At 44.6% G+C, this 24,074-nt stretch carries 29 protein-coding genes; 6 read left to right on the top strand and 23 right to left on the bottom strand.

All coding sequences use genetic code 11. The features are described from left to right. Positions 1-16 precede the first annotated feature (16 nt). The 8 genes from HW45_RS20395 to HW45_RS20360 form a co-directional block, all read right to left on the bottom strand. Entirely contained in the window at positions 17-517 is a 501-nt protein-coding gene (locus HW45_RS20395; RefSeq protein WP_038229296.1) for a DUF3332 domain-containing protein, read from the bottom strand. Between the two features lie 379 nt (positions 518-896). Beyond that, entirely contained in the window at positions 897-2,243 is a 1,347-nt protein-coding gene (locus HW45_RS20390; RefSeq protein WP_038229294.1) for a magnesium transporter, read from the bottom strand. Between the two features lie 238 nt (positions 2,244-2,481). Next, positions 2,482-3,255: an IclR family transcriptional regulator gene (locus tag HW45_RS20385; RefSeq protein WP_038229292.1), complete on the bottom strand. Its 774-nt coding sequence runs from the start codon at positions 3,253-3,255 to the stop codon at positions 2,482-2,484. Between the two features lie 11 nt (positions 3,256-3,266). Continuing rightward, positions 3,267-4,574, bottom strand: coding sequence for a TRAP transporter large permease (locus tag HW45_RS20380; RefSeq protein ID WP_038229290.1), 1,308 nt, complete (start codon positions 4,572-4,574; stop codon positions 3,267-3,269). Positions 4,575-4,578: 4 nt separating this feature from the next. Beyond that, on the bottom strand, positions 4,579-5,088 hold the full coding sequence (locus tag HW45_RS20375) for a TRAP transporter small permease (protein ID WP_081875867.1): 510 nt from the start codon (positions 5,086-5,088) through the stop codon (positions 4,579-4,581). A gap of 53 nt (positions 5,089-5,141) precedes the next feature. After that, the gene (locus HW45_RS20370) at positions 5,142-6,125 is read right to left on the bottom strand and encodes a TRAP transporter substrate-binding protein (RefSeq protein WP_200874592.1); all 984 of its coding nucleotides are present in this window, start codon (positions 6,123-6,125) and stop codon (positions 5,142-5,144) included. Positions 6,126-6,147: 22 nt separating this feature from the next. Continuing rightward, positions 6,148-6,981: a 5-dehydro-4-deoxy-D-glucuronate isomerase gene (gene kduI, locus HW45_RS20365; RefSeq protein WP_038229286.1), complete on the bottom strand. Its 834-nt coding sequence runs from the start codon at positions 6,979-6,981 to the stop codon at positions 6,148-6,150. Positions 6,982-7,278: 297 nt separating this feature from the next. Next, the gene (locus tag HW45_RS20360) at positions 7,279-8,085 is read right to left on the bottom strand and encodes a crotonase/enoyl-CoA hydratase family protein (RefSeq protein WP_038229284.1); all 807 of its coding nucleotides are present in this window, start codon (positions 8,083-8,085) and stop codon (positions 7,279-7,281) included. Positions 8,086-8,386: 301 nt separating this feature from the next. On the opposite strand from HW45_RS20360, the gene HW45_RS20355 reads away from it, so the two are divergent. Continuing rightward, entirely contained in the window at positions 8,387-8,683 is a 297-nt protein-coding gene (locus tag HW45_RS20355) for a hypothetical protein (protein WP_038229282.1), read from the top strand. 199 nt (positions 8,684-8,882) lie between these two features. Beyond that, a complete protein-coding gene (locus HW45_RS20350) occupies positions 8,883-9,125 on the top strand; it encodes a hypothetical protein (RefSeq protein WP_038167169.1) in 243 nt (80 codons plus the stop codon). Between the two features lie 81 nt (positions 9,126-9,206). Here HW45_RS20350 and HW45_RS20345 read toward each other — a convergent pair whose 3' ends face one another. The 11 genes from HW45_RS20345 to HW45_RS20295 all read right to left on the bottom strand — a co-directional run bounded on the left by HW45_RS20345 (position 9,207) and on the right by HW45_RS20295 (position 17,457). Further along, positions 9,207-10,091, bottom strand: coding sequence for an acyltransferase (locus HW45_RS20345; RefSeq protein WP_038221894.1), 885 nt, complete (start codon positions 10,089-10,091; stop codon positions 9,207-9,209). A 129-nt stretch (positions 10,092-10,220) separates the two neighbouring features. Continuing rightward, positions 10,221-10,724, bottom strand: coding sequence for a phosphatidylglycerophosphatase A (gene pgpA, locus HW45_RS20340; protein ID WP_038229280.1), 504 nt, complete (start codon positions 10,722-10,724; stop codon positions 10,221-10,223). Further along, positions 10,721-11,692, bottom strand: a complete 972-nt coding sequence (gene thiL, locus HW45_RS20335; protein WP_038229278.1) for a thiamine-phosphate kinase — start codon at positions 11,690-11,692, stop codon at positions 10,721-10,723. The genes pgpA and thiL overlap by 4 nt, the downstream gene beginning before the upstream one ends. 90 nt (positions 11,693-11,782) lie before the next feature. Beyond that, positions 11,783-12,250, bottom strand: coding sequence for a transcription antitermination factor NusB (nusB, locus tag HW45_RS20330; RefSeq protein ID WP_006069876.1), 468 nt, complete (start codon positions 12,248-12,250; stop codon positions 11,783-11,785). Next, positions 12,250-12,720 (bottom strand): 6,7-dimethyl-8-ribityllumazine synthase, encoded by a 471-nt coding sequence (gene ribH / locus HW45_RS20325; protein ID WP_004415274.1) that lies wholly within the window; start codon positions 12,718-12,720, stop codon positions 12,250-12,252. The genes nusB and ribH overlap by 1 nt, the downstream gene beginning before the upstream one ends. 176 nt (positions 12,721-12,896) lie before the next feature. Continuing rightward, complete coding sequence (gene ribBA / locus HW45_RS20320; protein ID WP_031493350.1) at positions 12,897-14,006, bottom strand: bifunctional 3,4-dihydroxy-2-butanone-4-phosphate synthase/GTP cyclohydrolase II; 1,110 nt, start codon at positions 14,004-14,006, stop codon at positions 12,897-12,899. 48 nt (positions 14,007-14,054) lie between these two features. Beyond that, entirely contained in the window at positions 14,055-14,708 is a 654-nt protein-coding gene (locus tag HW45_RS20315; protein WP_038229276.1) for a riboflavin synthase, read from the bottom strand. 4 nt (positions 14,709-14,712) lie between these two features. Next, a complete protein-coding gene (ribD, locus tag HW45_RS20310) occupies positions 14,713-15,822 on the bottom strand; it encodes a bifunctional diaminohydroxyphosphoribosylaminopyrimidine deaminase/5-amino-6-(5-phosphoribosylamino)uracil reductase RibD (RefSeq protein ID WP_038229275.1) in 1,110 nt (369 codons plus the stop codon). A gap of 37 nt (positions 15,823-15,859) precedes the next feature. Beyond that, positions 15,860-16,309, bottom strand: coding sequence for a transcriptional regulator NrdR (gene nrdR / locus HW45_RS20305; protein ID WP_006069872.1), 450 nt, complete (start codon positions 16,307-16,309; stop codon positions 15,860-15,862). A gap of 78 nt (positions 16,310-16,387) precedes the next feature. Further along, positions 16,388-17,164: a tRNA pseudouridine(65) synthase TruC gene (truC, locus tag HW45_RS20300; RefSeq protein WP_051868249.1), complete on the bottom strand. Its 777-nt coding sequence runs from the start codon at positions 17,162-17,164 to the stop codon at positions 16,388-16,390. After that, a complete protein-coding gene (locus HW45_RS20295) occupies positions 17,161-17,457 on the bottom strand; it encodes a YqcC family protein (protein WP_038229273.1) in 297 nt (98 codons plus the stop codon). Before HW45_RS20295 ends, truC begins: the two co-directional genes overlap by 4 nt. Before the next feature lie 124 nt (positions 17,458-17,581). Between HW45_RS20295 and HW45_RS20290 the strand changes: the two genes are divergently transcribed. Both HW45_RS20290 and HW45_RS29025 read left to right on the top strand, forming a co-directional pair. Next, complete coding sequence (locus tag HW45_RS20290) at positions 17,582-18,631, top strand: DUF3549 family protein (protein ID WP_038229272.1); 1,050 nt, start codon at positions 17,582-17,584, stop codon at positions 18,629-18,631. Between the two features lie 12 nt (positions 18,632-18,643). Then, positions 18,644-18,943 (top strand): DUF3301 domain-containing protein, encoded by a 300-nt coding sequence (locus HW45_RS29025; RefSeq protein WP_081875866.1) that lies wholly within the window; start codon positions 18,644-18,646, stop codon positions 18,941-18,943. Here the strand turns inward: HW45_RS29025 and HW45_RS20285 are convergent. Next, positions 18,834-19,346, bottom strand: coding sequence for a GNAT family N-acetyltransferase (locus HW45_RS20285; RefSeq protein WP_235225513.1), 513 nt, complete (start codon positions 19,344-19,346; stop codon positions 18,834-18,836). The two genes, HW45_RS29025 and HW45_RS20285, sit on opposite strands and share 110 nt — an antisense overlap. Positions 19,347-20,196: 850 nt before the next feature. On the opposite strand from HW45_RS20285, the gene HW45_RS20280 reads away from it, so the two are divergent. Together HW45_RS20280 and HW45_RS20275 are read left to right on the top strand one after the other, a co-directional pair. After that, positions 20,197-20,484, top strand: coding sequence for a hypothetical protein (locus tag HW45_RS20280; RefSeq protein ID WP_038229270.1), 288 nt, complete (start codon positions 20,197-20,199; stop codon positions 20,482-20,484). Then, positions 20,477-20,929: a YaiI/YqxD family protein gene (locus HW45_RS20275; protein ID WP_038229268.1), complete on the top strand. Its 453-nt coding sequence runs from the start codon at positions 20,477-20,479 to the stop codon at positions 20,927-20,929. The genes HW45_RS20280 and HW45_RS20275 overlap by 8 nt, the downstream gene beginning before the upstream one ends. A gap of 98 nt (positions 20,930-21,027) precedes the next feature. Here HW45_RS20275 and HW45_RS20270 read toward each other — a convergent pair whose 3' ends face one another. The 3 genes from HW45_RS20270 to crl all read right to left on the bottom strand — a co-directional run bounded on the left by HW45_RS20270 (position 21,028) and on the right by crl (position 23,958). Then, positions 21,028-22,278, bottom strand: coding sequence for a glutamate-5-semialdehyde dehydrogenase (locus HW45_RS20270; RefSeq protein WP_038229265.1), 1,251 nt, complete (start codon positions 22,276-22,278; stop codon positions 21,028-21,030). A gap of 17 nt (positions 22,279-22,295) precedes the next feature. Then, positions 22,296-23,432 (bottom strand): glutamate 5-kinase, encoded by a 1,137-nt coding sequence (gene proB, locus HW45_RS20265; RefSeq protein ID WP_081875876.1) that lies wholly within the window; start codon positions 23,430-23,432, stop codon positions 22,296-22,298. A gap of 136 nt (positions 23,433-23,568) precedes the next feature. Beyond that, on the bottom strand, positions 23,569-23,958 hold the full coding sequence (gene crl, locus HW45_RS20260) for a sigma factor-binding protein Crl (protein WP_038229264.1): 390 nt from the start codon (positions 23,956-23,958) through the stop codon (positions 23,569-23,571). Positions 23,959-24,074: the final 116 nt, after the last annotated feature.

The following is a 24,074-nucleotide window of genomic DNA, read 5'->3' as shown; positions in this document are numbered from 1 at the left end:
CAGGCTCTGATAACAGTTAAGACGCCATTGCGTACTGTTCTAGTTCTGCGTGGGATGCCGTAGTAATGAACTCGCCATCTAGGTAGAAATCAACAGAATCTTTACCGCTCACTCCTACAAGTGTGCGTGCTTTGCCAGAATCATCAATGAAGTCCATCTGTGTTGTATTGTCATCTAGCTTAGATAACTTAACAGGTGCAGTAGAGAGCTTCTTTCCTACCTTGTGGTTTACTTTGATGTACGCTTCAGCAGGAGTGTCCGCTACCGCCTTTTTCTTAGTTAGTGGGTTGGTACCAGTCCAGAACTCAATAGAGTTAATCACGAATAGATCCGCTGCCGCTGTAATGGCATAAACCGGTGACATCAAAGTGTATAGGCCGGCACGAGCATAACGGTTGTCCACACCTTTTAGGTTAACTTCATACATCACCATACTCGTTGTTGCCATCTGGCCAATACAGCCAGTTAGCATAGTAGACATTAGTGCAGCAGCAATCGTGGTTTTAATTAGTTTCATTTGTTTCGCGATCCTCTCGCATCATCACGATAGATAAATGATGAGCAAGTTGATTAAAGTGGATTATTACAGGAGAGGCGCCAGGCGAGCGGCTCATCCCATTCACACCATTAATAAAATGGCGCGCGATTATAGCCAGACTTTAGAGCATCGCAAGTACTTAAAAACTAGAGATTTATTGATAAAAAACAGAGGAGTTAGAAAGAGAAGGACCCAAATAGCCAAAACAATGTCAAAAAGGATGAATTTACATTAATATTCAAATAATTAAAAAACCAAAAGGCTCAGTTAAAACCTAGAAAAAAGGGAAGGTTTTTTGTTTTAAAATCATAGGAAACGAGGGTTGCAGTCCAATTCTTACAACCCTCTTAATGAAGACTTACAACATGACTAGGCTTGCGGTACCAAGGAACGCAAAGAAGCCGACCACATCGGTAACCGTCGTTAATATGACTGAACCCGCTAAAGCAGGATCAAGCTTGAGCTTATCCAGAACCAGAGGAATCAAGACACCGAACAGCGCTGCTGTGATGATATTGACGACGATAGCCAACGCTATGGTCGCACCAAGGATCGAAGACTGGAACCACAGTCCAGCCATCGCTCCTATGATGATCGCCCACAGTAGACCGTTAATTGCACCAATGCCCAACTCATTCTTGATAAGAGCAAATCGGTTACCGGAGGTAATCTGGTTGAGAGCCATAGAACGCACGATCAAAGTTAGTGTCTGGCTTCCTGCGATCCCCCCCATAGAACCGACAATAGGCATAAGGATCGCAAGGGCAACAACCTGCGAAATGACGTTTTCAAACAAGCCAATTGTCACTGAAGCTAAAATAGCGGTAAGCAAGTTAATCCCCAACCAAACCCCACGCTTTTGCGAACTTTTCAATACTGGTGCGAACAGGTCATCGCCTTCATCCATACCCGTACCGGCCATTAAACGCGTCTCGTAGATTTCTCGTTGCGTGCTAAGAGCAAACTTCCAGTCAATCTCCCCTACCAACAATTTACGTTCATCAAGAATAGGCAATGCACTGAAGGAGGAACGCTCCATTGCTTCCACCGATTCGGCCAATGTTAGCTTTGCACTAAGCGTGGTGACGTGCTCCAAAACCAACTGTTTGATTCGCGTTTTGGGATCACTTTTTAATACATCGCTATAATCCACCATCCCACGAAAACGTTTTTGCTTATCAATTAGATAGATATGCTCTGGCTGCTCATAATTGTATTTATCAATCAACAGCTTGGCTCTGTCTACTGAGATACTAAAAGGAATCGTAATGACTTTCCTATCTGCCCAGCGGCCAATCTGATCTTCTTCATATTCATTGGCTTGGTCATAAAGCTCTAGCTCATCCTTTTCAAGTAAAGAGATAGCTTCGGCAATGATGTCATCAGGCAGTGAGTCCGCCCACTCGATAAGCGAAAGGTTATCCAACTTCGCCAGCGTAAGCTTAAGCTCAGTTTCCGATAACGCATCCAGAATAGAAACACGCACTTCCGCACGAGTCTCTGTGAGCACTTCGATATGCATTTCCAGTGGCAACTCACGCCACAAACGAACCCTTTGCTCTATAGGAAAGGCTTCCAATATCAATCCCACCGACGACGACTCCATCCCCTGCTCTATAAGTTCATTAAGCACACTTGGTTGCTCATGCTCCTCAGCCTGAGAGATTTGTTCGATTTGTATGGATAGATCTTGGAATTCGCTCACTCGTGGCTCCACATGGTGCTATACGTTGTTAGTCTCGTAAATTTGTTCGATAAATTAGCGCGTTAGAGTTAAAAAACTCTGTGATAAATGTGCTGAATAGAAAGAGGAAATCTTAGCTTGTCACAGATGAATAATCTAGCGTGGTCTTGATGATTTCAGAGGCATTATTGAACAATTAGACCTAAGAAGAGTAAAGGCATGTCGCTATCTATGAAATAACCACACGCCTTTGAAAGGATTACACTTGAGGCGTTAACTGATGACTGATTGATTGGCAAATAGCGACTAACTCGTTCTTTGTCGTTTCAATACTATCTACAGCATGATGAACTGCATCAGAGTCTAAAGTGACATATGGAACAGTCAACACAGCCAACATCTCACTGCCCGTAAAGATCGGCACACTGATATTAGTAATACCCGAAATTTGTGGACTGGGACCAATAAAGTAACCTTGATTCTTGGTCTGATTGAGTAAAGCGTTCGCTTGTTCTATTTCGTAATCAGTTGCACCACTCTGCTTGAGTATTTTCTCTCTTGTGAGTTCATCACTAAAGCTCAACAGTACGATTCCAGAGCCGGATGAACATACGTCTAACTTAGCGCCAATCTTGAGGCTAAAGCCCATCTTATATGGACTCTCTTCCCTTCCGATCACCACCAGATGCTGATTGTCATACCATGAAACGTGGCATGATTGATTGACTTTTTCACTCACCATTTTCATTAATGGCTTGGCGATATTTAGCAGTTGAGACTGAGGTGGGTACTGATTAGCAACGGTAAACATCTGCATAGAAAACATATATTTACCGCTATCTTCATTAAAGGTCACATAACCACGACGAGCCAACACAGAAAGTACTCGGAAAATCTCTCCCACACTACGACCGACCATCTCTGCGATCTGTTTCTTTGACATGGGTTCAGCTGAACTTGCTAGCAACTCCAGTATATCCAACCCTTTCTCTAAGGCTGGGGCGTTATACTCCTGCCGAACAACTTTTTCCAAGTACCTGCTCCTTATTTCACTAAGCCCATCATTTGTGGGATCGTCATCGAAATTGCCGGGATATAAGTCACTGCCATTAGTACCAAAAATATCACCGCAAAGAATGGTAGCAGCGTTTTGATCACATGGTCAATTTTGATATCGCTAACCTTACAACCAGTAAATAGTATTGGTCCAACTGGTGGTGTTATGGTGCCAAGTGACAAGTTAAACACCAACAAAATACCAAACTGGACTGGATCCATACCCAAATTCATACAAATCGGTAGAAAGATGGGTGTGAAAATTAATACCGCTGGCGTGGGATCCATAAAGGTCCCTACAAATAATAAAATCACATTGATGATTAGAAGGATCACAATCGGGTTATTGGTTAACGACAACAAAGCATCGGCTATAGCTCCAGGAATTTGCGTAAACGCCATTACCCACGACATGATTGACGAAGCGGCTATCATAAAGATGACAATCGCAGTTAACTTGGCAGTCGACAACAAAATACTTGGGAGCTGTTCAACTTTCAGAGCTTTGTATATAAACCCAAGCGCCAAAGAGTAAACGACCGCAATAGCTGAAGCTTCTGTCGGTGTAAAGATGCCTGCGAGAATACCTCCTATCACTACCACCACTAATGACAAACTAGGTATTGCATCAATAAATAGTTTGGCGCGCTCAGAAAGGCTCATCACATGTTTCGACATATATCCACGGCGATAGGCCATAAACCCTGCCACTAGCATAACGCCACCACCCCAGAGTAAGCCGGGCAAATAACCGCCCATAAAGAGTGCTGAAATAGATACCGAACCAGCGACTGTCGCATAAACAATTAACGTGTTACTTGGTGGAATCAACATTCCAGTTGGAGCAGATGCAATATTTACCGCTGTTCTAAATGGCGAGTCGTACCCTTCCTTCTCTTGAATAGGGTTCATAATTCCACCAATCGCAGCTGCCGAAGCAACGCCAGAGCCACTGATTGAACCAAACAACATATTGGAGACCACATTAGTTTGGGCTAATGCTCCAGGAAAATAACCCGTTACTATGCGCGAGCAATTAATGAGTCGTATGGCTATGCCACCGTTATTCATAATATTGCCCGCTAAAATGAAAAACGGTATCGCTAGCAATGCAAAACTATCCAAACCCGTGAACATTCGTTGGGCGGCTGTCGTCGTAGCGCCTGCTAAAGGCAGAATACTGACCATGGCAACAAATGAAGGCAATCCAATACTAATACCTATCGGCGCACCTAAAACGAGTAGAATGATAGCGCCGCCGAACATAATAAGGGCAGCGAGGGTAGCAGCATCCATATGTCTATCCTTTTACACTAAGTTGCTGAAACTGATGTATTAGTTTCAGTTGGTTGATAACGAAATAAACAAGAATAAGCACTCCGGCAATAGGTAATGCCGAGTAAATAACACCCATTGGCACTTCTAAGGTCGAATCTAACTGCCACATTTGACGAACGGACGCTTTGAATCCGCCTTGCCACATAACCACGAAAGCAAATATAGCAATTGTCCATTCAGTGAAAATATCAACCAGTATGCCTATTTTCGGCGAGAACTTATCTCGTACATAGGTAATAGCCATATGTTCTCTCAAGCCAAACACATAAGCCCCACCAATCAACACCAACCAGACAAACATGTATCGTGACAGCACTTCACTTACCGCACTTGGACTATTGAAGACATAACGAGTAACGACCTGATAGGTAACAAGAACTGTCAAGAATGCCATAATAGCGATACAAGCTCGTTCCACTACCCAGTCGATGATTTTCTTGAACTTATCTGTCCAGACTAACAACTTTTCCACTAGACTTTTCCTTGCAAAAAAGGAGTTAGGCTTGGCGCCTAACTCCTTCTTAATTAGCTCAGTTCACTGATCGCCTTAGTTAATTCTTTCTGTGCGTCAGTTTTAATCAATTTTTGCTGTAGAGGTTTGCAGCTTTCCTGGAATTGTCTCACGTCGACATCAATAAAGGTCGCACCATTCTCCTCCGCTAACGCACGAGCTTTACCAATTTGAGCATTCCATTTAGCAAACTCGTCAACAGTCGACTCTTTAGCTAAACGACGAATCGTCGCTTGGTCTTCCTTCGACATTGAATTGATGAAGTCGTCGCTAATAACAACTAAGTCAGGCACCATCAAGTGAGAAGTTTTGCTAAAGTAAGGAGCCACTTCATAGTGCTTCATATCGGCATAAGTAATTTCATTATTCTCACCGCCGTCAAGGACACCTTGTTGAACCGCGGTATACACTTCACCTTGACTCATCGGTACACCAGTGCCGCCCATGCACCCTAGCATCTCTACCATAGTATTCGACTGCATCACGCGGATTTTCTGACCTTTCATATCCTCGACGGACTTAACGTTATGCCCCTTGGTATAAACGTTACGAGAACCAGCGGTATAAGCCGTCAATACTTCAAAACCAAACTTTTTGGTAGAGGCAAATAGCTTGTCTAGAGCTCCGGAAGTAAACACTTTTTCTTGATGCTCAATACCGGTATAAGCGAAAGGCATGCCGATTGCAGTGAAGGTATTGTCATAGTTTTCTACCAACGGGTTTGCTACGACTGCCATTTGCACTGCGCCAGCTTGAACCAACTCCAACGACGCACGTTGATCGCCGAGCAGTGCATTGGGATAAATAGTAACTTTGTAACGACCATCCGTTTCCGCTTCTAACTGTTTACCAAACCCTTCCAAAGCCAAATATTGAGGGTGCTTGTCAGATTGGTTAAATGCCGCTTTGATTTCCGTTGCTGCAAATGTCATTGATGATACTGTGACTGCTGCGCCCGCTACGGTAGTAAGAAGTACATTTTTCAGAGTTTTGTTCATGTTAATTTCCTATTAGTATCAACTAAGCCAATGTATCCATTGGAATAAAGTCCATATCGTCGAATGTTTGATTTTCACCTAACATTCCCCAAACAAAGCTATAGTTTTGCGTACCACACCCCGAATGAATCGACCAACTTGGTGACAGTACGAGTTGTTTATCTCTAACTAGAATGTGACGAGTTTCAGTAGGTTCACCCATCATATGAAACACGGCTTGTTCCGGCTTGATATTGAAATACACATACGCTTCCATTCGACGTTCGTGAGTATGTGCAGGCATCGTGTTCCAAACGCTACCCGGTGCTAAATGAGTGATTCCTAAACATAGCTGACAGGTTTCTATCACATCCGGGTGTAGGTATTGGTTAATGACGCGCTGGTTTGCCGTCTCTATTGAACCAAGTTCTACCACGCGAGCCTCACTCTGAGGAATTACCCTTGTGGGTAGCGATTTGTGCGCTGGTGCACTTAATCCGTAAACTGTCGCGTCACCTTCTACTTTCTCTATCTCAATTGTCTTTGAGCCTAGGCCGACATAAAGCACATCCATAGCATTTAAATTGAACGTTTTTGTATCTACGGTTACTTTTACGGCCCCTTCTAAGCAAGCTAACCCAAGCTCTCTTCGTTCAAGAAAAAACTCGGTACCGAACGACTTACTATCTATCCACTCCTCTAAAATCAATGATTTATCTTGAGGACAAATCCCTAAAGCAACCGCTCGGTCAATATGGCTATACGCCACCGATACCCGAGATGGTATGAATAGCTCGTCGATCAAGAACTCATCACGCAGTTGTGCAGTAGAGTACTTTTTCACGTCTCTGGGGTTCGCTGAATACTTCGTTAACATAACTTTCCTTAACCGTAATTTATGCTTTTAATAGTAACAGTCGTTCCTATATGATCAATATCATTCACATACGAACACACATAGACGTGATCACTGATCCTTAAAATTGGAAAATTAACGGTTAAATCTTGAACTAGATCTGGTTTTGAAACTGCGTTTTAAAAACAAAAGGAGAGGCATTTGATGCGAGTAAATTAACTTTGAATGTTAAGCAGAGATGAACGCTATGGGCGTGGCTGGCGAGAGCACAGCCACGTTACATTGATCATAAGAAGTGGAGATCGTAAATAGTTGAACTTACCAGTGACGCTGTCTTGGCTCGAATTGTGGCGATGTTTTCTTTTTCAAAGCCTGCTGTACACGAACGAAATTTCTCCCCAGCATAATGCGTATCTGGCTATAAGTTTCATACGCCAAAAGTTTCCATGCTGGTGCGGTCCAATAACGAGTGTACATATGCTTCATAGCGGCAGTCACATCCGGGGATTTTTGGGCGATTTGAGTGCAAAGTGCCAATGCCTCTTTCATAGGGTCATCGCTAACTTCAGTCACTAGTCCCATAGATAATGCTGTTTTAGCGTCAAGTTCTGTTGCACATATCGAGATTCGCATCGCTTTGTCCTTCGGCATGATTTCTCTAAGTGCAATGGACCCGGCCATATCTGAGATTAATCCCATCCGCGACTCCATGATTGACAGGTTGGCATTAGGCGCACAGAATCTAAAATCGGCTCCCAGCGCGATTTGCATACCCGCTCCCCAGCAATATCCTTCGATTACAGCAATAACAGGAACGGATAGCTTTCGCCAATTACTGCTCACTTGTTGTGCACGATTTGATTGGCCAGGAAGCCACTTAAACAAGAGTCTTGCAGCAAAGCTCTTGTTTTTCATCATAGATTTGAAATCGAGTCCTGAGCTAAAGTTGCCTTCACTTCCCGTCAGGATAACTGCCCTCAGCGTTCGGTCGTTACGAAGCGCTTTGCTCACATGAATCAACTCATTAAACATAATCATGTCGACGCCATTAAGCTTATCCGCCCTGTTTAAGCTGACAATCACGACATGCTCGTCCCTAGTTACTTTAATGCGTTGATAATCCATCCTTGTATCCTCTGTCTAATCGTCTATCGCATCCGATATGCGAGCTCTAATAGTTATCTCAAAGTGTAGTCGGCAAACCATTACAATTAGAATCAATACTCTAAAATGAGAGATCATCACGAAAAAAACTAGATACTTGGATCCATGTTGTTTATCGAGTAATTGTGAGCGAGGTTCATTCTTAACAATACTAATTGATAGAATTATGAGATTGCTCTAATTAGTCGTCGAGTATTCTTGTGAACTGCGACTACGATGTTTGAATGTCTTAGGCGTAACGGATAAATAGGAAACACCGTCCATGATTAAGGATAATCAACCACGTTCTGAACACCAATCTAAACCTAACAAGCTCTCTGAAAATAGCCGTGACCCTTTATGGCTTACTGTCAGCTACGCCGTCTTTACCTACCTACTTCTTAGCTACGTACTACCTCATTATGTAGGAACAGAAACTGCTGTCGGCACGGCGCTTGTTGGGCTTCTTGCCGAATATGCACTGTATGTTTCTTCACTTTGGCTATTACCAGAGCTGATCGCTCTATTAAGATCTTTCAAATCAGAGTCCGACATAGAAACCGTACAGAAAACCATTTAACTCAAACGTTATATCACTCGCAAAAAACTATTTTAATGATTAAGTATTAACCAAATAAGAATAAGTTCGCGCGTTTACAATAGGTTACGACTGGCACGTTAATAGCCCCAAAAAACTGTGAGCAAGATCAACTTGATCCTGTAAATTCATAGTGTTACTGTGGCTTTGATGACGAAAATATGACCACAAGGAGTGTGCTTTGCCGAATATTCAAGTGAGTCGTTGGCGTGTTGAATCCTGTCCAGAATCATTGGAACAGAAAATCATCTCTGCCGTCGCCTACCAAGAAATGAAGGGAACTATTTCTGATTTTGAGTTGTGTCAGATATTCGGAGAAACCGTTTGGAAGAGCGGAGAGAATTACCATACACATGCTGTTTCTGTGTTAATCAATGAAGCAGAAAGGTGCTGTCGAGTCATTCCAAGACTACCGGTTGGGTAGTCTGCATTGATAACCTAATGTATTGATATTAAAAAGGGTCTACCAACTGGTAGACCCTTTTTGTATTCTTGTTACTTATTATTAGCTCTGCGAATAGATAGCTTCCAATTTTTCATCTTTGCGTTTCCATACATCGTTGAGCCAATTGTGGAAGCGACGTTTGAAGACTTTGTCGTTGAAGTAATCACCGTTGAGGTTTTCGTCCATCTGATATACATCGATTTTAACGACAACTTTCGTCAACTTACCCTTCAACAAATCATTAAATGGGTCTTCTCGATTTTCTGGGTACGCCAGTGTGATATCAACGACCCCATCCAACAAATGGTTCATGGCGTTAAGTGTGAACGCTACACCACCTGTTTTTGGCTTCAATAGGTGTCGATAAGGTGTTTTAACCGTCGCCAACTTTTCTTCGCTATATCGCGTCCCTTCAACAAAGCTGATCATCGTTGTTGGCACGTGCTCAAACTTTTTACAAGCCTTGCGAATCGCATTAAAGTCATCATTGCGTCGTTCGGGGTGCTTAACCAGATAGGCCTGCGAGTGTCGCTTCATAAATGGCATATCCAAGCCCCAACAAGCAAGACCAACAAAAGGCACATACAGTAAGCTTTGTTTTAGTAAAAATTTGCACATTGGCATTCTGTTTTTCATCACGGATGTGATGATAACAATGTCAGCCCAGCTCAAATGGTTAGACAACAACATATACCATTGGTCTGGCGTCAGATCGTCACCACCTTCAACGTCCCATTCAATGTTGTTGTTCAGGTTTAGCAGCCATAAGTTAATCGTCGCCCAAAGCCACATCTGTTTGTTAGATAGGCTGGTCATCAATGTCTGAACGAATTTCAGTGGCAGTAGTAATTTGATGATCGAGAATGTGCAAACTACGAATGCAGTCACAGCCGTATTTGCCATTACTAGAAAAGAATTGATGAAGAGACGTAGATTGCTGAACATACCAATTGTTACAAAACTAAAAGAGGCCGCAATCATAGCAACTTTTGACTAAACGTATAGTAAAGCTTTGTCATTCAAACGTGCCTTTCGAAAGGCACGTTTATTTTATTGTTTAATTACAATATGTTATTAAACCCAACCCGTTAGTCGTCCGACCAGGTAAAGTGAAATACCGGCCATCACACCCGCTACAATGTCGTCAATCATGATACCTAAGCCACCATGAACACGCTTATCGAGCCAACCGATTGGCCATGGTTTTACCATATCGAAGAAACGGAATAGCACAAAGCCTGTCAGTAACCATTTCCAATCGTCAATCGGCAATTTGAGTGCCGGGACTATCGCCATGGTGATCCAAAATCCAGCGAACTCGTCCCATACGATGGAGCCATGATCGTGCACCCCCATATCATCAGAGGTCACTTGGCAGATTTTGATACCGATAATACAAGACAGTAAAACCGCGATAAGGTACATGCTCAAAGGCAATTGTGCTAACAGTAGATATAACGGAATCGCTGCCAGTGTCCCCATAGTACCGGGTACAACAGGCGATAGACCACTGCCAAAGCCAGTCGCAAGCAAATGCCAAGGGTTTTTCAAAGAGATTAAGTCAAGGGGGTTACTCATTGGCTCACCTTAAAGTGGTCGAATCCACCCAACTGCCAGTCAAGTGGTTGGTCGTTAGAATGTAGATCAAGATAGCCGGTGCCCGTTATTTGTCCAATACAGGTAAATGGCGTATTTGATAACGCGATCTCTAGTTGCCCTCTGTTGGCTTCCGGCACCGTAAAGCAGAGTTCATACTCTTCACCGCTAGTTAATGCGTACTGCTTTGCGATGTCATCAGACTCAACGAATTGCTTGAGTTCAGACGAAACAGGCAGCAAGTCGACATCAATACGGGCGCCAACGTCTGAGCGCTTTAAAATATGCCCTAAGTCAGAAATAAGGCCATCAGAGATATCAATCGCGGCAGAAGCGATATCGCGAAGGGTAATGCCTGCAAGCACTCTCGGCGTCGCCTCAAAGTGGCGCTTTTCTAATTCGCGGTTGAGCTCGGTATTCGCGCTGATGTTTTTTTCCAGAATCACATCAAGGCCAGCTTTGGCATCACCGAGGTGGCCTGTCACATATACCCAGTCTCCAGAACTTGCCCCACTTCGAGTCAAAGCTTTGCCTTGTGGCAGTGTGCCTTGCACAGTAAGAGTAATCGCCAGCGGTCCTTTTGTGGTGTCGCCGCCGATGAGCTGGATACCGTAGTAGTCTGCTAACGAGAAAAACGCACTGCAAAAACGCTCAAGCCAGCGTTCGTTCACTTCTGGTAATGAGATCCCCATGGAGACCCAAGCAGGTGATGCACCCATTGCAGCTAAATCACTGATATTCGAGGCAAGTGCCTTATGTGCAATCCAAGCCGGATCGGCGTCAGCGAGAAAGTGAGTACCGGATACTAAGGTATCAGTGCTAATGGCGATGTGACTGTCAGCTGGAGGGGCGACAATGGCACAATCATCACCTTGTGCTAAAACCACGTCTTTGCGTTGCTGCTGTTTATGCGCGAAGTACTTGTCGATTAAACTAAATTCACCGGACATCTTGTAGGCTTTGTGCTGGAAAGGTGAGAAGAGTATATAAAAAAGGCCAGCAATTTGCTGACCTTTTTACGAATAGACAAACGTTAATCGTTACTTTTTGCGAACGTGAGGTGCTGCTTTATCTAGAACACCATTAACGAACTTGTGGCTGTCTTCTGCTGCGAATACTTTCGCAAGCTCAATAGCTTCGTTGATAACCACTTTGTAAGGTACGTCTTCGCGGCTCGTCATTTCGTACATAGCTAGACGAAGAAGCGCAAGCTCCATCATGTCTAGATCTTGCATTGGACGAGAAACGAACGGACGTAACTTGCTGTCTAGTTCCGTGTGATTCAACGCGACACCCGTGAGCAAATCACGGAAATATACAACGTCAGTCTCTGGCGCAGTCAACGCAGGCTCAGCAGCATGATGTTCTTCTTCATCATACTTACCACCTGATAAGAACTGTTCTTCAACAGTGGCAACATTTTCTTTAGTAATTTGCCAAGAATAAATTGCTTGCAGAGCAAATTGACGTGCATTACGACGTGCGGCTGGTTTCACACTGGCCCCCATTAGGAATCGATTTCAGAAAGAACGTTGATCATTTCAAGCGCGCTTAGTGCAGCCTCTGCACCTTTATTACCAGCCTTGGTTCCGGCACGCTCAATTGCTTGATCGATAGTATCAACAGTCAATACACCAAATGCTACTGGTAGGCTATATTCCAGAGACACTTGCGCAAGACCTTTATTACACTCACTACAAACATAGTCGAAATGTGGTGTACCGCCACGAATTACTGTACCCAAAGACACGATTGCATCAAACTTACCTGTTTTAGCAACTCGCTGAGCAACCAATGGTAGCTCTACCGCACCAGGACAGCGAACAACAGTGATGTTGTCTTCACTCACTTGGCCGTGACGTTTTAAAGTATCGATAGCACCAGATAATAGGCTTTCATTGATAAAACTATTGAAACGAGAAATTACAATAGCAATCTTTGCGTTCGGTGCTGGGAAGCCACCCTCGATAACTTTCATATGCTTTCCTTATAAACTATGTTCATCGCGCGAGAATCGCCGGATTCTAGCACAACTCAATTATTAATATCCACCGCTAACTTTAGTCAAACACTGCTTTCACAATACTTGAAATCGGTTGCGGCGCGACGAAAAAGAAAAAGCCTTTGCGTTTCATAAGCAAAGGCTTGGATAAATTACTCAGTAATGTATTCAGTGACACTTAGACCAAAGCCACCCAGTGCGTGATACTTTTTATCCGCCGAAGACAGAAGCTTCATTTCATGTACACCAAGATCCGCGAGAATCTGCGACCCTACGCCTACTCGGCGTGATGTGCCTTGTTTTTTAGCCATGGTCGGTGCTGAGCCATTGTCTTGTTGCTCGAATACCTTGATCTTGTGAACAATAGCCTCAGTGCTTTCTTCATTACCAAGAATCACCAGTACACCACCTTCTTTTCCAATGCGCTTCATCGCTTTGTCCAAAGTCCAGCTGCGATCGGAGTTTCTATTTGAGCGTAAAATATCAGTGAAGGTGTCTTGCAAATGTACGCGAACTAATGGAGTGCTAGCCGTCAAATCACCAGCACACATCGCGTAGTGGATTTGATTGTCGATAGTGTCACGGTAGGTCACTAGCTCAAAGTCACCAAATTCAGTCGGCAAATGACACGCAGCAACGCGCTCAATTGTGGTCTCGTTATTGTTACGATACTCGATAAGGTCGGCAATCGTTCCGAGCTTAATGTTGTGTTTTTCGGCGAAAATCTCTAAGTCGGGACGACGCGACATAGTGCCATCGTCATTAAGAATCTCGACAATCACAGAAGCAGGCTCAAAACCCGCGAGTTTTGCCAGATCGCAGCCAGCTTCAGTATGACCAGCGCGAGTTAACACACCACCATCTTGAGCCGCCAGTGGGAAAATGTGTCCTGGTTGCACTAAGTCTGCAGCCTTTGCGTCTTTTGCAACTGCGGCCTGAACTGTACGTGCGCGATCTGCCGCAGAGATACCAGTGGTTACGCCTTCCGCAGCTTCAATAGACACAGTAAAGTTAGTGGTGTACTGCGCGTTGTTGTCTTGAACCATAGGTGGTAAGCCTAGTGCTTCACAACGGCTCTTTGTCATGGTTAAGCAGATCAATCCACGTCCATGAGTCGCCATAAAGTTAATGGCTTCTGGTGTGATATGTTCAGCGGCCATAATAAGGTCACCTTCATTCTCACGGTCTTCATCGTCCATTAGGATAACCATTTTCCCAAGGCGAATGTCTTCAATGATTTCTTGCGGCGTACTAATTGGCATTTCACATTCCTGTATTGGTTCGTTGGGCATCAAGCTTTGCGTCAGATTTTAAGCGAAGCCGTTTTGTTGTAGGAAGTCCATGGTAATTCGAGACTCAGATTCGTCACTGGCTTTCGATTGCAGCAATCGTTCCATATAACGAGCTAGGACATCCACTTCTAAATTAATTTTTCGGCCAACATGAAAGTTGTCGATGGTCGTTTCTTCAGATGTATGAGGCACAATCGTCAGTTTAAAGGCATCTTTGCGAACGTCGTTGACCGTCAGACTGATCCCATCTACGGTAATAGAACCTTTTTCCGCTACATACTTGCCTAGCTCAGATGGCATCTGCACCCAAAACTCTATGGCGCGACCAACTTGTTGTCGGTCCACAATTTCTCCAACACCATCCACATGCCCAGACACGATGTGCCCGCCAAATCGTGTCGTTGGTAGCATCGCTTTTTCTAGATTTACTTTGTCGCCAACGCTGTAGTGAGCAAAGCCTGTTTTCTTTAGCGTCTCAACGGATAAGTCCGCATGGTAACTGTTGTCTGTGAAGCTTGTGACCGTAAGACAGACACCATTCGTCGCGATACTGTCTCCTAGTTTTACGTCACTCATGTCCAGTTTGCCCACTTCAACATGAATACTGATATCTTCTCCTTTTGGAGTGATACCCTTCAGTGTGCCAACCGCTTCAATAATTCCTGTAAACATTGTTCTACTTCTGCTTTAGTTGTGGTGTGGCGACAATACGAATGTCGCTTCCCACCATACGAATATCTTTTATATCGATCTCGATGACGTCTTGCATCTCAGTCAATCCAAGTGCCCCAATAAGCCCTCGCCCATCGGCCCCCATAAGCTTAGGTGCTAAATACACAATAAGCTCATCAACGAGCTGTTGTTGAATCATCGAGCCTGCTAGCGTTGCCCCAGCTTCTATCCATACATGATTAATTTGTTGGTCTTTAGCCAAGCCTTGCAGTGTTTCAGCTAAATCCAGTTGATTAGCTGAGTTCATTGTCACGTTAAGATCGCCACCAGCCTGAGCCACTCGAATAATATCACCCTCAGATTGGTACAATTTCAGCTCTCTCGATAGTGCATTTTGTCTATCCAAAATCACGCGAGTAGGTTGGCGTAATTCATCAGGCTTAATTACATCAGTGACATGACTTGGCAGCTCATCCCAACGCACATTTAAAGAGGCGTTATCTTCTACGACTGTTTGACTCGTCGATAGAATCGCGCCTGACTGGGCACGATACGCTTGAACGTCTCGACGTGCTTCGGGGCCAGTAATCCATTGGCTTTTGCCATTGGCTAATGCCGTTTGTCCATCAAGGCTGGCTGCCATTTTAAGTTGGACAAATGGCATGCCCGTTTCCATTTTCTTCAGGAAACCAGGATTAAGTGCTCGAGCATCTTGTTCCAGAAGACCAACGGATACCTCAATACCGGCTTCACGAAGCATATTGAAGCCTCGACCAGCTACTTGCGGATTAGGATCAGACATGGCACAAATGACTTTAGACACCCCTGCTTTTATCAGCCCTTCAGCACATGGCGGTGTTCGTCCATAGTGTGAACATGGCTCCAATGTTACATAAGCGGTCGCGCCCTTGGCTCGCTCTGCTGCCATTCTTAAGGCATGAACTTCCGCATGTGGCTCACCAGCTTTCTTATGATAGCCTTCTCCCACCACCTCGTTATTTAAGGTAATGACGCAGCCTACATTTGGATTAGGCGCAGTGGTAAAGCGCCCTCTTTTCGCGAGCTCTAAGGCACGGCTCATCATTTGATAATCAATAGCGCTAAAGTGGCTCATAACTTTCCATATCTATGGCTAAATGCATCTGGGTCGATCAGTCTTCGAGACGAGCGATTTCTTCTCCAAACTCTCGAATATCTTCAAAGCTTCGATAAACGGAGGCAAAGCGAATATAAGCGACCTTATCCAACTCTTTTAATTGAGTCATAACAAGGTTACCAATCATCTCACTTGGTACTTCACGCTCTCCAGTCGCACGAAGTTGTGACTCAATATGACTGATAGCAAGTTCAATAGCGTCTGCACTTACCGGACGCTTTTCTAAAGCACGCTGAATACCGCCAACCATTTTATCTTTATTAAACGGTTCACGATTGCCGTTAGACTTGATGACTTTAGGCATCACCAGTTCGGCCGTTTCAAAGGTGGTGAAACGTTCACTACATGCCAAACATTGACGACGACGACGCACTTGGTGGCCATCCGCTACCAACCTAGAGTCGATAACTTTTGTATCATTTTCAGTGCAAAAGGGACAATGCATAACTCCTCCTGTGGTTGATTTCCCAGTTTAGCGAAAATTCACCTATTAAGAAATCCACTATTTGACCAGTTAAGCCCGTTATCTATGGTATTGCTGAATGGCTTCACACTCTTGCCAATCAAAAGCATCAATAAGACTTTGCCAGACCGCATCAAAGTTTGCAGAAATGGTTATTTCCAGCTCTGTAATAGGATGAACAAACTTCAGTTCAGAAGCGTGTAGCAATAGGCGGTGCGAATCGTAGTGTTCGCGAAACAAACGATTGTGCTTGCCATCACCATGACTAGTATCACCAATAATCGGGTGACTCAGATGGTGCATGTGTCGGCGGAGTTGATGTTTACGACCAGTCTTAGGTTTCATCTCGACCAGGCAATAGCGACTGGTTGGGAATCGCCCTGTTGAATAAGGCACTTCAACCGATGCCAATGGCTGATAAGCGGTTACTGCAGGCTGCGCTTCCTTGTCTTGAGAAGCAAATTTATCGGCGATCTTGTCAAGCTCCACTTTAAGAGGGTAATCGAGAACATCACCCTCAGTGATCCAGCCTCGAACGATGGCATGATAGGTCTTCTCAATGTTGTGCTCAGCAAACATCGGCATAGCCTGTGAAGCGACTTCACTAGACAGAGCAAATAATAACACGCCAGACGTTGGTCGATCTAAGCGATGCAATGGGAATACATGTTGGCCAATTTGGTCTCGTAATGTCTGCATGACAAAACGTGTTTCGTTTTTATCAAGCCACGAACGATGCACGAGCATACCCGCAGGTTTATTTACCGCGACTAAATATTGGTCTTGATAAACGATCTCTAGTGGTTCCACGGCAGGTAGAGTCATGGTTTCGGTCATTTGGCATTATCATCCAGTTTTTTTAATACAAGGATTATTTCTTGATACTCAGGGCGCAGCTTCCATACCTCTTCAAAGTAAGGAGTGATCTCAAAGCCCTTCGGTAATGGCTGTCCCATCTTTATCATAGATTCAATACGCTGAATAAAAACCCATTGTAGCCACTCATGGGGTTCCAAAGTATCGACAGAGAAAGGTTGTTGGCTGCTCATCGCACTAGCTGTTGGCTCTTGGGTTTGCCACAGTGCATGTTTTTTAAGCAACTCTTTTAGCTCTACGAGCAATAGCTTCATGGTAAATAGGCCGTTCGTTAGATTGCGGTCTCATCATTCGATGAAATTGGCAACCAATGACTTGAAAATTCGCGATAGAATACCATCTATTGTTCTATACCCAAACCGTACTAGGAATTACTCCATGGATACCATTCATACTTTGTCGGACCTTCTGGTAAACAGTGGCTGCGAATATCACATTTATGATATTTCTCGACGAGTTCAGCGCATCGACAATGATCAATTTGCCAACGTTGAGCAAGCAAGCCAACCGTACCCTTATCCGATTCAAAGACAGGCACAGTTTGCGATTGCCTACTGGAACGCGGAGAAACAACCTTGGATATGGTTTCTGAAGTTTAACCTCGATGAGCGTGGCCTACTTAGTCAGGCTGATGTGGGCCAGTTTCTTAAGTTTGTGATGGAAGCGATGGGGAGTCGGCTGAGTAAAGAAATGAGTGAAGAGCAACAACAAAAGCTCGCTAATAATCCATTTACGTTCAAACCAAAAGACGACAAGCTTGCCGTGTTTCATAGCGTACTTCGTGCTGAGTTAGCACTACCAACCAGCCAATACTACACGCATGCACAAGAATATTTTGCCGGTAAGCTGGGATGGGATAATTGGCAAACTGTCGGTCTACAAGGTATTACTGACATTGCCGCTCGTCTCAGTACTGATGATAACAGTCGACTAGTAAGAACCAGTTTACGACATATTGCTAACGAGCCGAGATATGCTCTGCTTGGGGCCTTGGAGCATATTGCCCTTCCAGCAAAACTTTCTGATACCTTATTTGAATTGGCACAAAAAGAGGCGGAGACAGAGTACGCCGATCTGTTCCTACTATCCGCGTATGTCCGTGCCTTATCTGGAGGAAAACCGGAACAACTTGAGTCGCTGATTACTACCATTTTGGCCAGTGCGACACTCAGTCATCAAGAAATTCTCATCGCAATCGCGGGTCGCTCTTGGTTACCGTTAACGACACCAGCGCTGGCAGAGCAATTTCTGATTAGGCTGGCACAAACAGGAAACCAGACTCTATTCAACCAGCTGTTCGCCGATCTGGTTATGATGCCAAGTTTACGTTTGGTTCTGCTGCCACTGTTGCACTCTAGTCCGTCCCCTGAACTAGCACAGGCTTTAGTTGCGCTTCAGCAAAGTGCCACGCAGGGCCGGATGCACTAAGGAGACCTAACGGTGATCGACAATTTACTGATGATCTTAGCATTGAGCTTATTTTGCTTTTTGTTTTGGCAACAAAGACGACAAGGTGAAATTGCTAAAGCTGCGGTAAGTAGGCGTTGCAAGGAATTGGATCTGCAGATGCTTAGCGTGTCGTTCGGCGCACACAAGCTAAGAGATGCCAACGGTAGATGGGGTTGGCATACTATTTATGAATTTGAGTTTTCAGCCCTGGGCGATGACTACTATCAAGGAAAGCTGTTGATGAAAGGCTTTCATGTTCTGAATTTTCATCTGCCACCGCACCGAATGTAGATTGAAAGATCAAATACGGGCCGTGTTCATCTTTTGCATGGCCTATTTGCTCAAAGTCGAGCTTCTTAAGTAGTCTGATGGAAGGTTCATGGTCAGTATCGACATTCGCCGTCAATTTACTCAATCCCAAGGTGGCAACCACGTCAGGAATAAACGCGCGCAACACTTCCGTTGCAATACCTTTATTCCAATACTGTTTATCAAAGATATAGCCCAGTTCCCCTTCACTACTCGCATGCCTGTCGACAAATATATGACCTAGATAGTCCCGGGTTCGAATGTCCAAGACTGCCATGGCATAAATATCAGGGTCGCTTAAGATCGATTGAAAAATAGTGCGTGCTTTTGCCAGCGTGTGAGGGCCATTCATGTGCTTTCTATTCTTAGCACAGACGTTAAGCATGAGAAAATCCGACTCGAGATGGTCGGTATAGGGGATTAATACTGTCCGTAGCGTAGCGATCGTCATAACGTTATTACATTCCTTTGATTTCGCGTGCAGACTATAACAAGTGATTCCATGAGATTTATTGATCTCAGATATAAGAAAAGCCCCAACACTTGCGTATTGGGGCTATAGTCTTACTCGCAGCAGTCCGGCTACTAAAAATGCTCCATGCATCATCCGTAATAGTGGCTGAATCCTTCAGCTATATCCATTCGTCGCCGTCCTAGCGGTGTCCATCTCATCCAATGACGCTAACCATCCCAGTCAGCTCGCTTCACTTGTTCCTTGAGCGGTGTCCTTGACCATCTTCCTGATGGGGTTCCTTCACTCTTCCTGAGTGTATCCTTTTCCTTTTAAATCATCTTCCTGATGATTGTTCGCATCCCGCGCTATCCTAACTTCCTTGCTGGTTACGGTTCCCTTGGTAACCAAATCTTCTTCCTGAAGATGACCTTCCAATGTCTTTCCTGTTCCGTGTCAGCATCCTTCCGACAAGTTCTAATTTACGCGATTGCCGTTTTTGAGCAATGCAGAAAATTCAATTTTTTCCGCACCAAAATGTTTCATAACAGTTAAAAATCAATAAATACAAATACTTAATTTTATTTTCTTCCAAATTTCTCGCGCTTTTATCTCTTTCTCTCACAACTGCTGTGAGAGATCTCGCACAAGCCTCTTCCGTTTTAGCGCGCTTATTAATGAAGCCATCAATGCCAAAGTGTGACGAGAATCGGCTTTTGCTTTTCTGTACCCCGACCAAAATCACAGGTACTATTTAGTTATCCCTTATTGAATGGAAAAAAACATGCTAACGAAAGATGTCTCCGCAGAAATTGAAGCGGCTTTAAACTCATTGCATGCTGAGGGCAAGGAACCAACGGTCGCTTTGGTAAAGGCGCGTTTGAAGACCAAAGTGCCTATGCCTGCACTAATCACCGTAATTAAGTCCTGGAAGAGTAGCCAACACATTCCTAAAGTAGAAGTGGCTGCTGAGCCTGAGATTCAGCCATTGGAACTCAGAGTGAAGGAATTAGAACTACAAGTCGCGCTACTGACGGAAAGACTGACCAAGCTGGAGCAGAACAATGGTTAAGATTTGGGTGGATGCCGATGCGTGTCCAAAGGTAATTCGCGAAACCATTTGTCGAGCAGCAGAGCGAACCGGATTAACCTGCACATTCGTGGCGAATCACGCGGTGCCTGTACCAAAACGAGAGAACATTCACTCACTCACTGTGCCTTCAGGGTTTGATATCGCTGACAATGAAATTGTAAGGCGTGTTAGCGAGGGCGATTTAGTCATCACATCAGATATCCCGCTTGCAGATGAAGTCATCACCAAGAACGCCCTAGCGCTGAGTCCACGTGGCGAGATGTACACTAAAGATACAATTAAAGCACGACTCAACATTCGTGACTTTATGGATACCATGCGCTCGAGTGGCGTTCAAACTGGCGGGCCCGCACCGTTAGGACAAACTGAACGACGCGAATTTGCCAATAACTTAGATCGCTTTTTGGCAAAAGCGAAGCGATAGCGCACTTCAAACAAGTCGTCGGTGCGAACAGAAGCACACAAACAAAAAAGTCAGAGCTTATAGCTCTGACTTTTTCAATTCATCATGCTTGTGGTTAATTACGCACGTGGCAAGTAATCAGCCTTTCCAACCCACTTGTAGCTGGTTAGTTCTTCTAAGCCCATTGGACCGCGAGCGTGAAGCTTCTGAGTAGACACGGCAACTTCAGCTCCTAAGCCAAACTGCGCTCCATCAGTAAAACGCGTAGATGCGTTAACATAAACCGCTGCCGAACCTGCTGAGTTGATGAACTTTTCGGAGTTCACTAAGCTGTTAGTCATAATAGCGTCGGAGTGACTAGCATTATGTACTCGCATATGGTGAATCGCTTCTTCCACATCCGCGACCACTTTCACACCTAGTGTAAAACTCAACCACTCAGTATCAAAATCGCCCTCGCCTGCACTTCTTAAATCTGCCGCGCCAGCTAGAATAGCCTCCGCCTTTGGCTCAGCGACTAGGCTCACTTTACCTTTGAGACGCTCGGCAAGCATCGGTAAGAACTCCGCCGCTACCTTCTCATGCACTAGTAGGGTGTCCAATGCATTACACGCAGATGGACGCTGAACTTTAGAGTTTTCAACCACATCTAAAGAACGTACTAGGTCAGCAGACTCATCAACGAAAATATGACTGATACCAAAGCCGCCAATGATCACCGGGATGTTACTGTTCTCTTTACACATTTTGTGTAAACCCGCGCCACCACGAGGAATGATCATATCGACATAATCATCCAGTTTAAGCAGTTGTGACACAAGCTCGCGATCTGGCTTCTCAATATACTGAACCGAAGCAGCTGGCAAGCCCGCTTTATCTAACGCCAATTGAATGGCTTTCACCAGTTCCATATTGGAGTAAAACGTCTCTTTACCGCCACGCAGAATGCTTGCGTTACCTGTTTTTAGGCAGAGCGCCGCAATATCGATGGTTACGTTTGGACGCGCTTCATAGATAACGCCTACTACACCAAGTGGCACGCGACGACGAGAGAGACTCATGCCGTTCTCAAGGATTTTGCTGTCAATTTCACTGCCAACAGGATCTGACAAGGTGATCACATTACGCACGTCATCAGCAATGCCTTTCAAGCGCTGCTCGTTTAACAGCAAACGGTCCAAAAGTGCATCGGTAAGCCCTGCTTGACGGCCAAGCTCAATGTCTTTAGCGTTTGCCGCTAGGATTACGTCAGCATTCGCTTCTAGCTCATCAGCAATGATCTGTAGCGCATTGTTTTTTTGAGCAGTCGATGCAGTAGCCAGAGAGAAGCTTGCTTGCTTGGCATTCTGACCGAGTTTAATCATATCCATTACTTATCCCTTTATTCTTAATCTTGAATGACAACCATATCGTCGCGGTGAATGACTTCAGCACCATAGTCATAGCCTAGAGTCTCACCGATTTCTTTACTGTGTTTACCTGCAATTTTCGCTAGGTCAGTATCGGAGTAGCCACAAATTCCTTTTGCAACCAGTGCTCCGTCTTTGGTTGTCACACGCACCACTTCACCTCGAGCGAAGCGGCCTGAAACTTTAACAACACCTTTTGCGAGTAAACTGCTGCCTTTGCCAATCACAGCATTGACTGCCCCCGCATCGATGACAATGTTACCCGTTGCTGCCGGGCCAGCAAGAATCCAACGTTTACGATTCTCTAGTGCTTCTGGAAGTGGTAGGAAACGTGTACCTTGGGGCTCATCTGACAACGAATCAAACACCACGTTCTCAGCACTGCCAGCAGCGATAATAACTTCAATACCAGCACGACGTGCAATATCCGCTGCCTGAAGTTTGGTTGCCATACCGCCTGTACCCAATGTCGTTCCACTGCCGCCAGCAATCTTACGAAGCGTTTCATCAATCGTAGTGACTTCGCGAATAAGTTCCGCATTAGGATCCTTGCGAGGATCGGCGGTAAACAGGCCACGCTGATCGGTTAACAGCAGCAGTTTGTCTGCACCACACAAGATACCCACCAATGCTGACAGGTTATCGTTATCACCTACTTTAATCTCGCTAGTCGCAACCGCATCATTCTCATTTACAACCGGAATAATGTCGTTTTCCACTAGCGCATTGATGGTGTCACGTGCATTCAAGAATCGCTCACGATCCTCAAGATCTGCGCGTGTTAGCAGCATTTGACCGATTTTAAGTCCGTAAATCGCAAATAGCGACTCCCAAACTTGAATCAACTGACTTTGTCCCACAGCCGCTAATAGCTGCTTGCTCGCCATTGAATTGGGAAGTGCGGGGTATCCTAGGTGCTCTCTGCCTGCGGCAATAGCACCAGAAGATACCATAACCACAGAATGACCAAGCCTTTTCAGCTCAGCACATTGTCTAACGAGCTCGACCATATGCGCTTTGTTGAGCGCTAGGGAACCACCTGTAAGAACGCTTGTTCCTAACTTCACCACTACAGTTTTTTTGTCTGTAGCTTGACGATTAATATCAGTTGTCATCTCTGTTTGTTGGACACGAAAGTTAAATAAGGAGTGATGTTTTAGCAATCAAACATCATTTATACAAGTAAAAAGTGAGAGGATTGGAAAAGCAGCAAAAAAAAGCCCCAATCGAGACATTGAGGCTTTGTAAACGTTACACGAACTCTACAGAGTCATCATGTATTGCTACATCCAACGAGAACTTTTCTTTAAGCGCAGAAACCAACTTTTCATGGAAGACTTCTTGTGTTCGAGTAATCTCTTGAGTTGCTGATTCCGGAGCTGACTCTAGGACCCACTCACCTACTTGGTTATAGCGACCAATCTGATACGTTGCTTCAAATTGCTCGTCAATTAGGCTCAAATCAACCCACCAACCCCAAAACTCTCTATCTTCTGGAGACTTAGTATCATCAACACAAACGGAAAGGCAATCAAAGTGATAAAACCCTTCTTTGCATAGAGGCTCTCTAAGATAAGGACCAATCGCTTTTAGCGCAGTGAGCAAACGATAATGCGTAGGGTTTTTAGCCGCTTCTGACATGGGGAAACTCCATTTATAAGTAAAATTAGTTATTGAATTGAAATAGCGTTAAATTTTCCGAGATATTTATTGTTTTATCATATATTTGATTACACGCTTATTTCATATTTAACTAA

It is taken from the genome of Vibrio sp. ER1A (assembly GCF_000733315.1).
Taxonomy (GTDB): domain Bacteria; phylum Pseudomonadota; class Gammaproteobacteria; order Enterobacterales; family Vibrionaceae; genus Vibrio; species Vibrio mediterranei.
The sequence above is the reverse complement of the archived record's forward strand: the minus strand, read 5'-3'. Positions and strand labels throughout refer to the sequence as shown.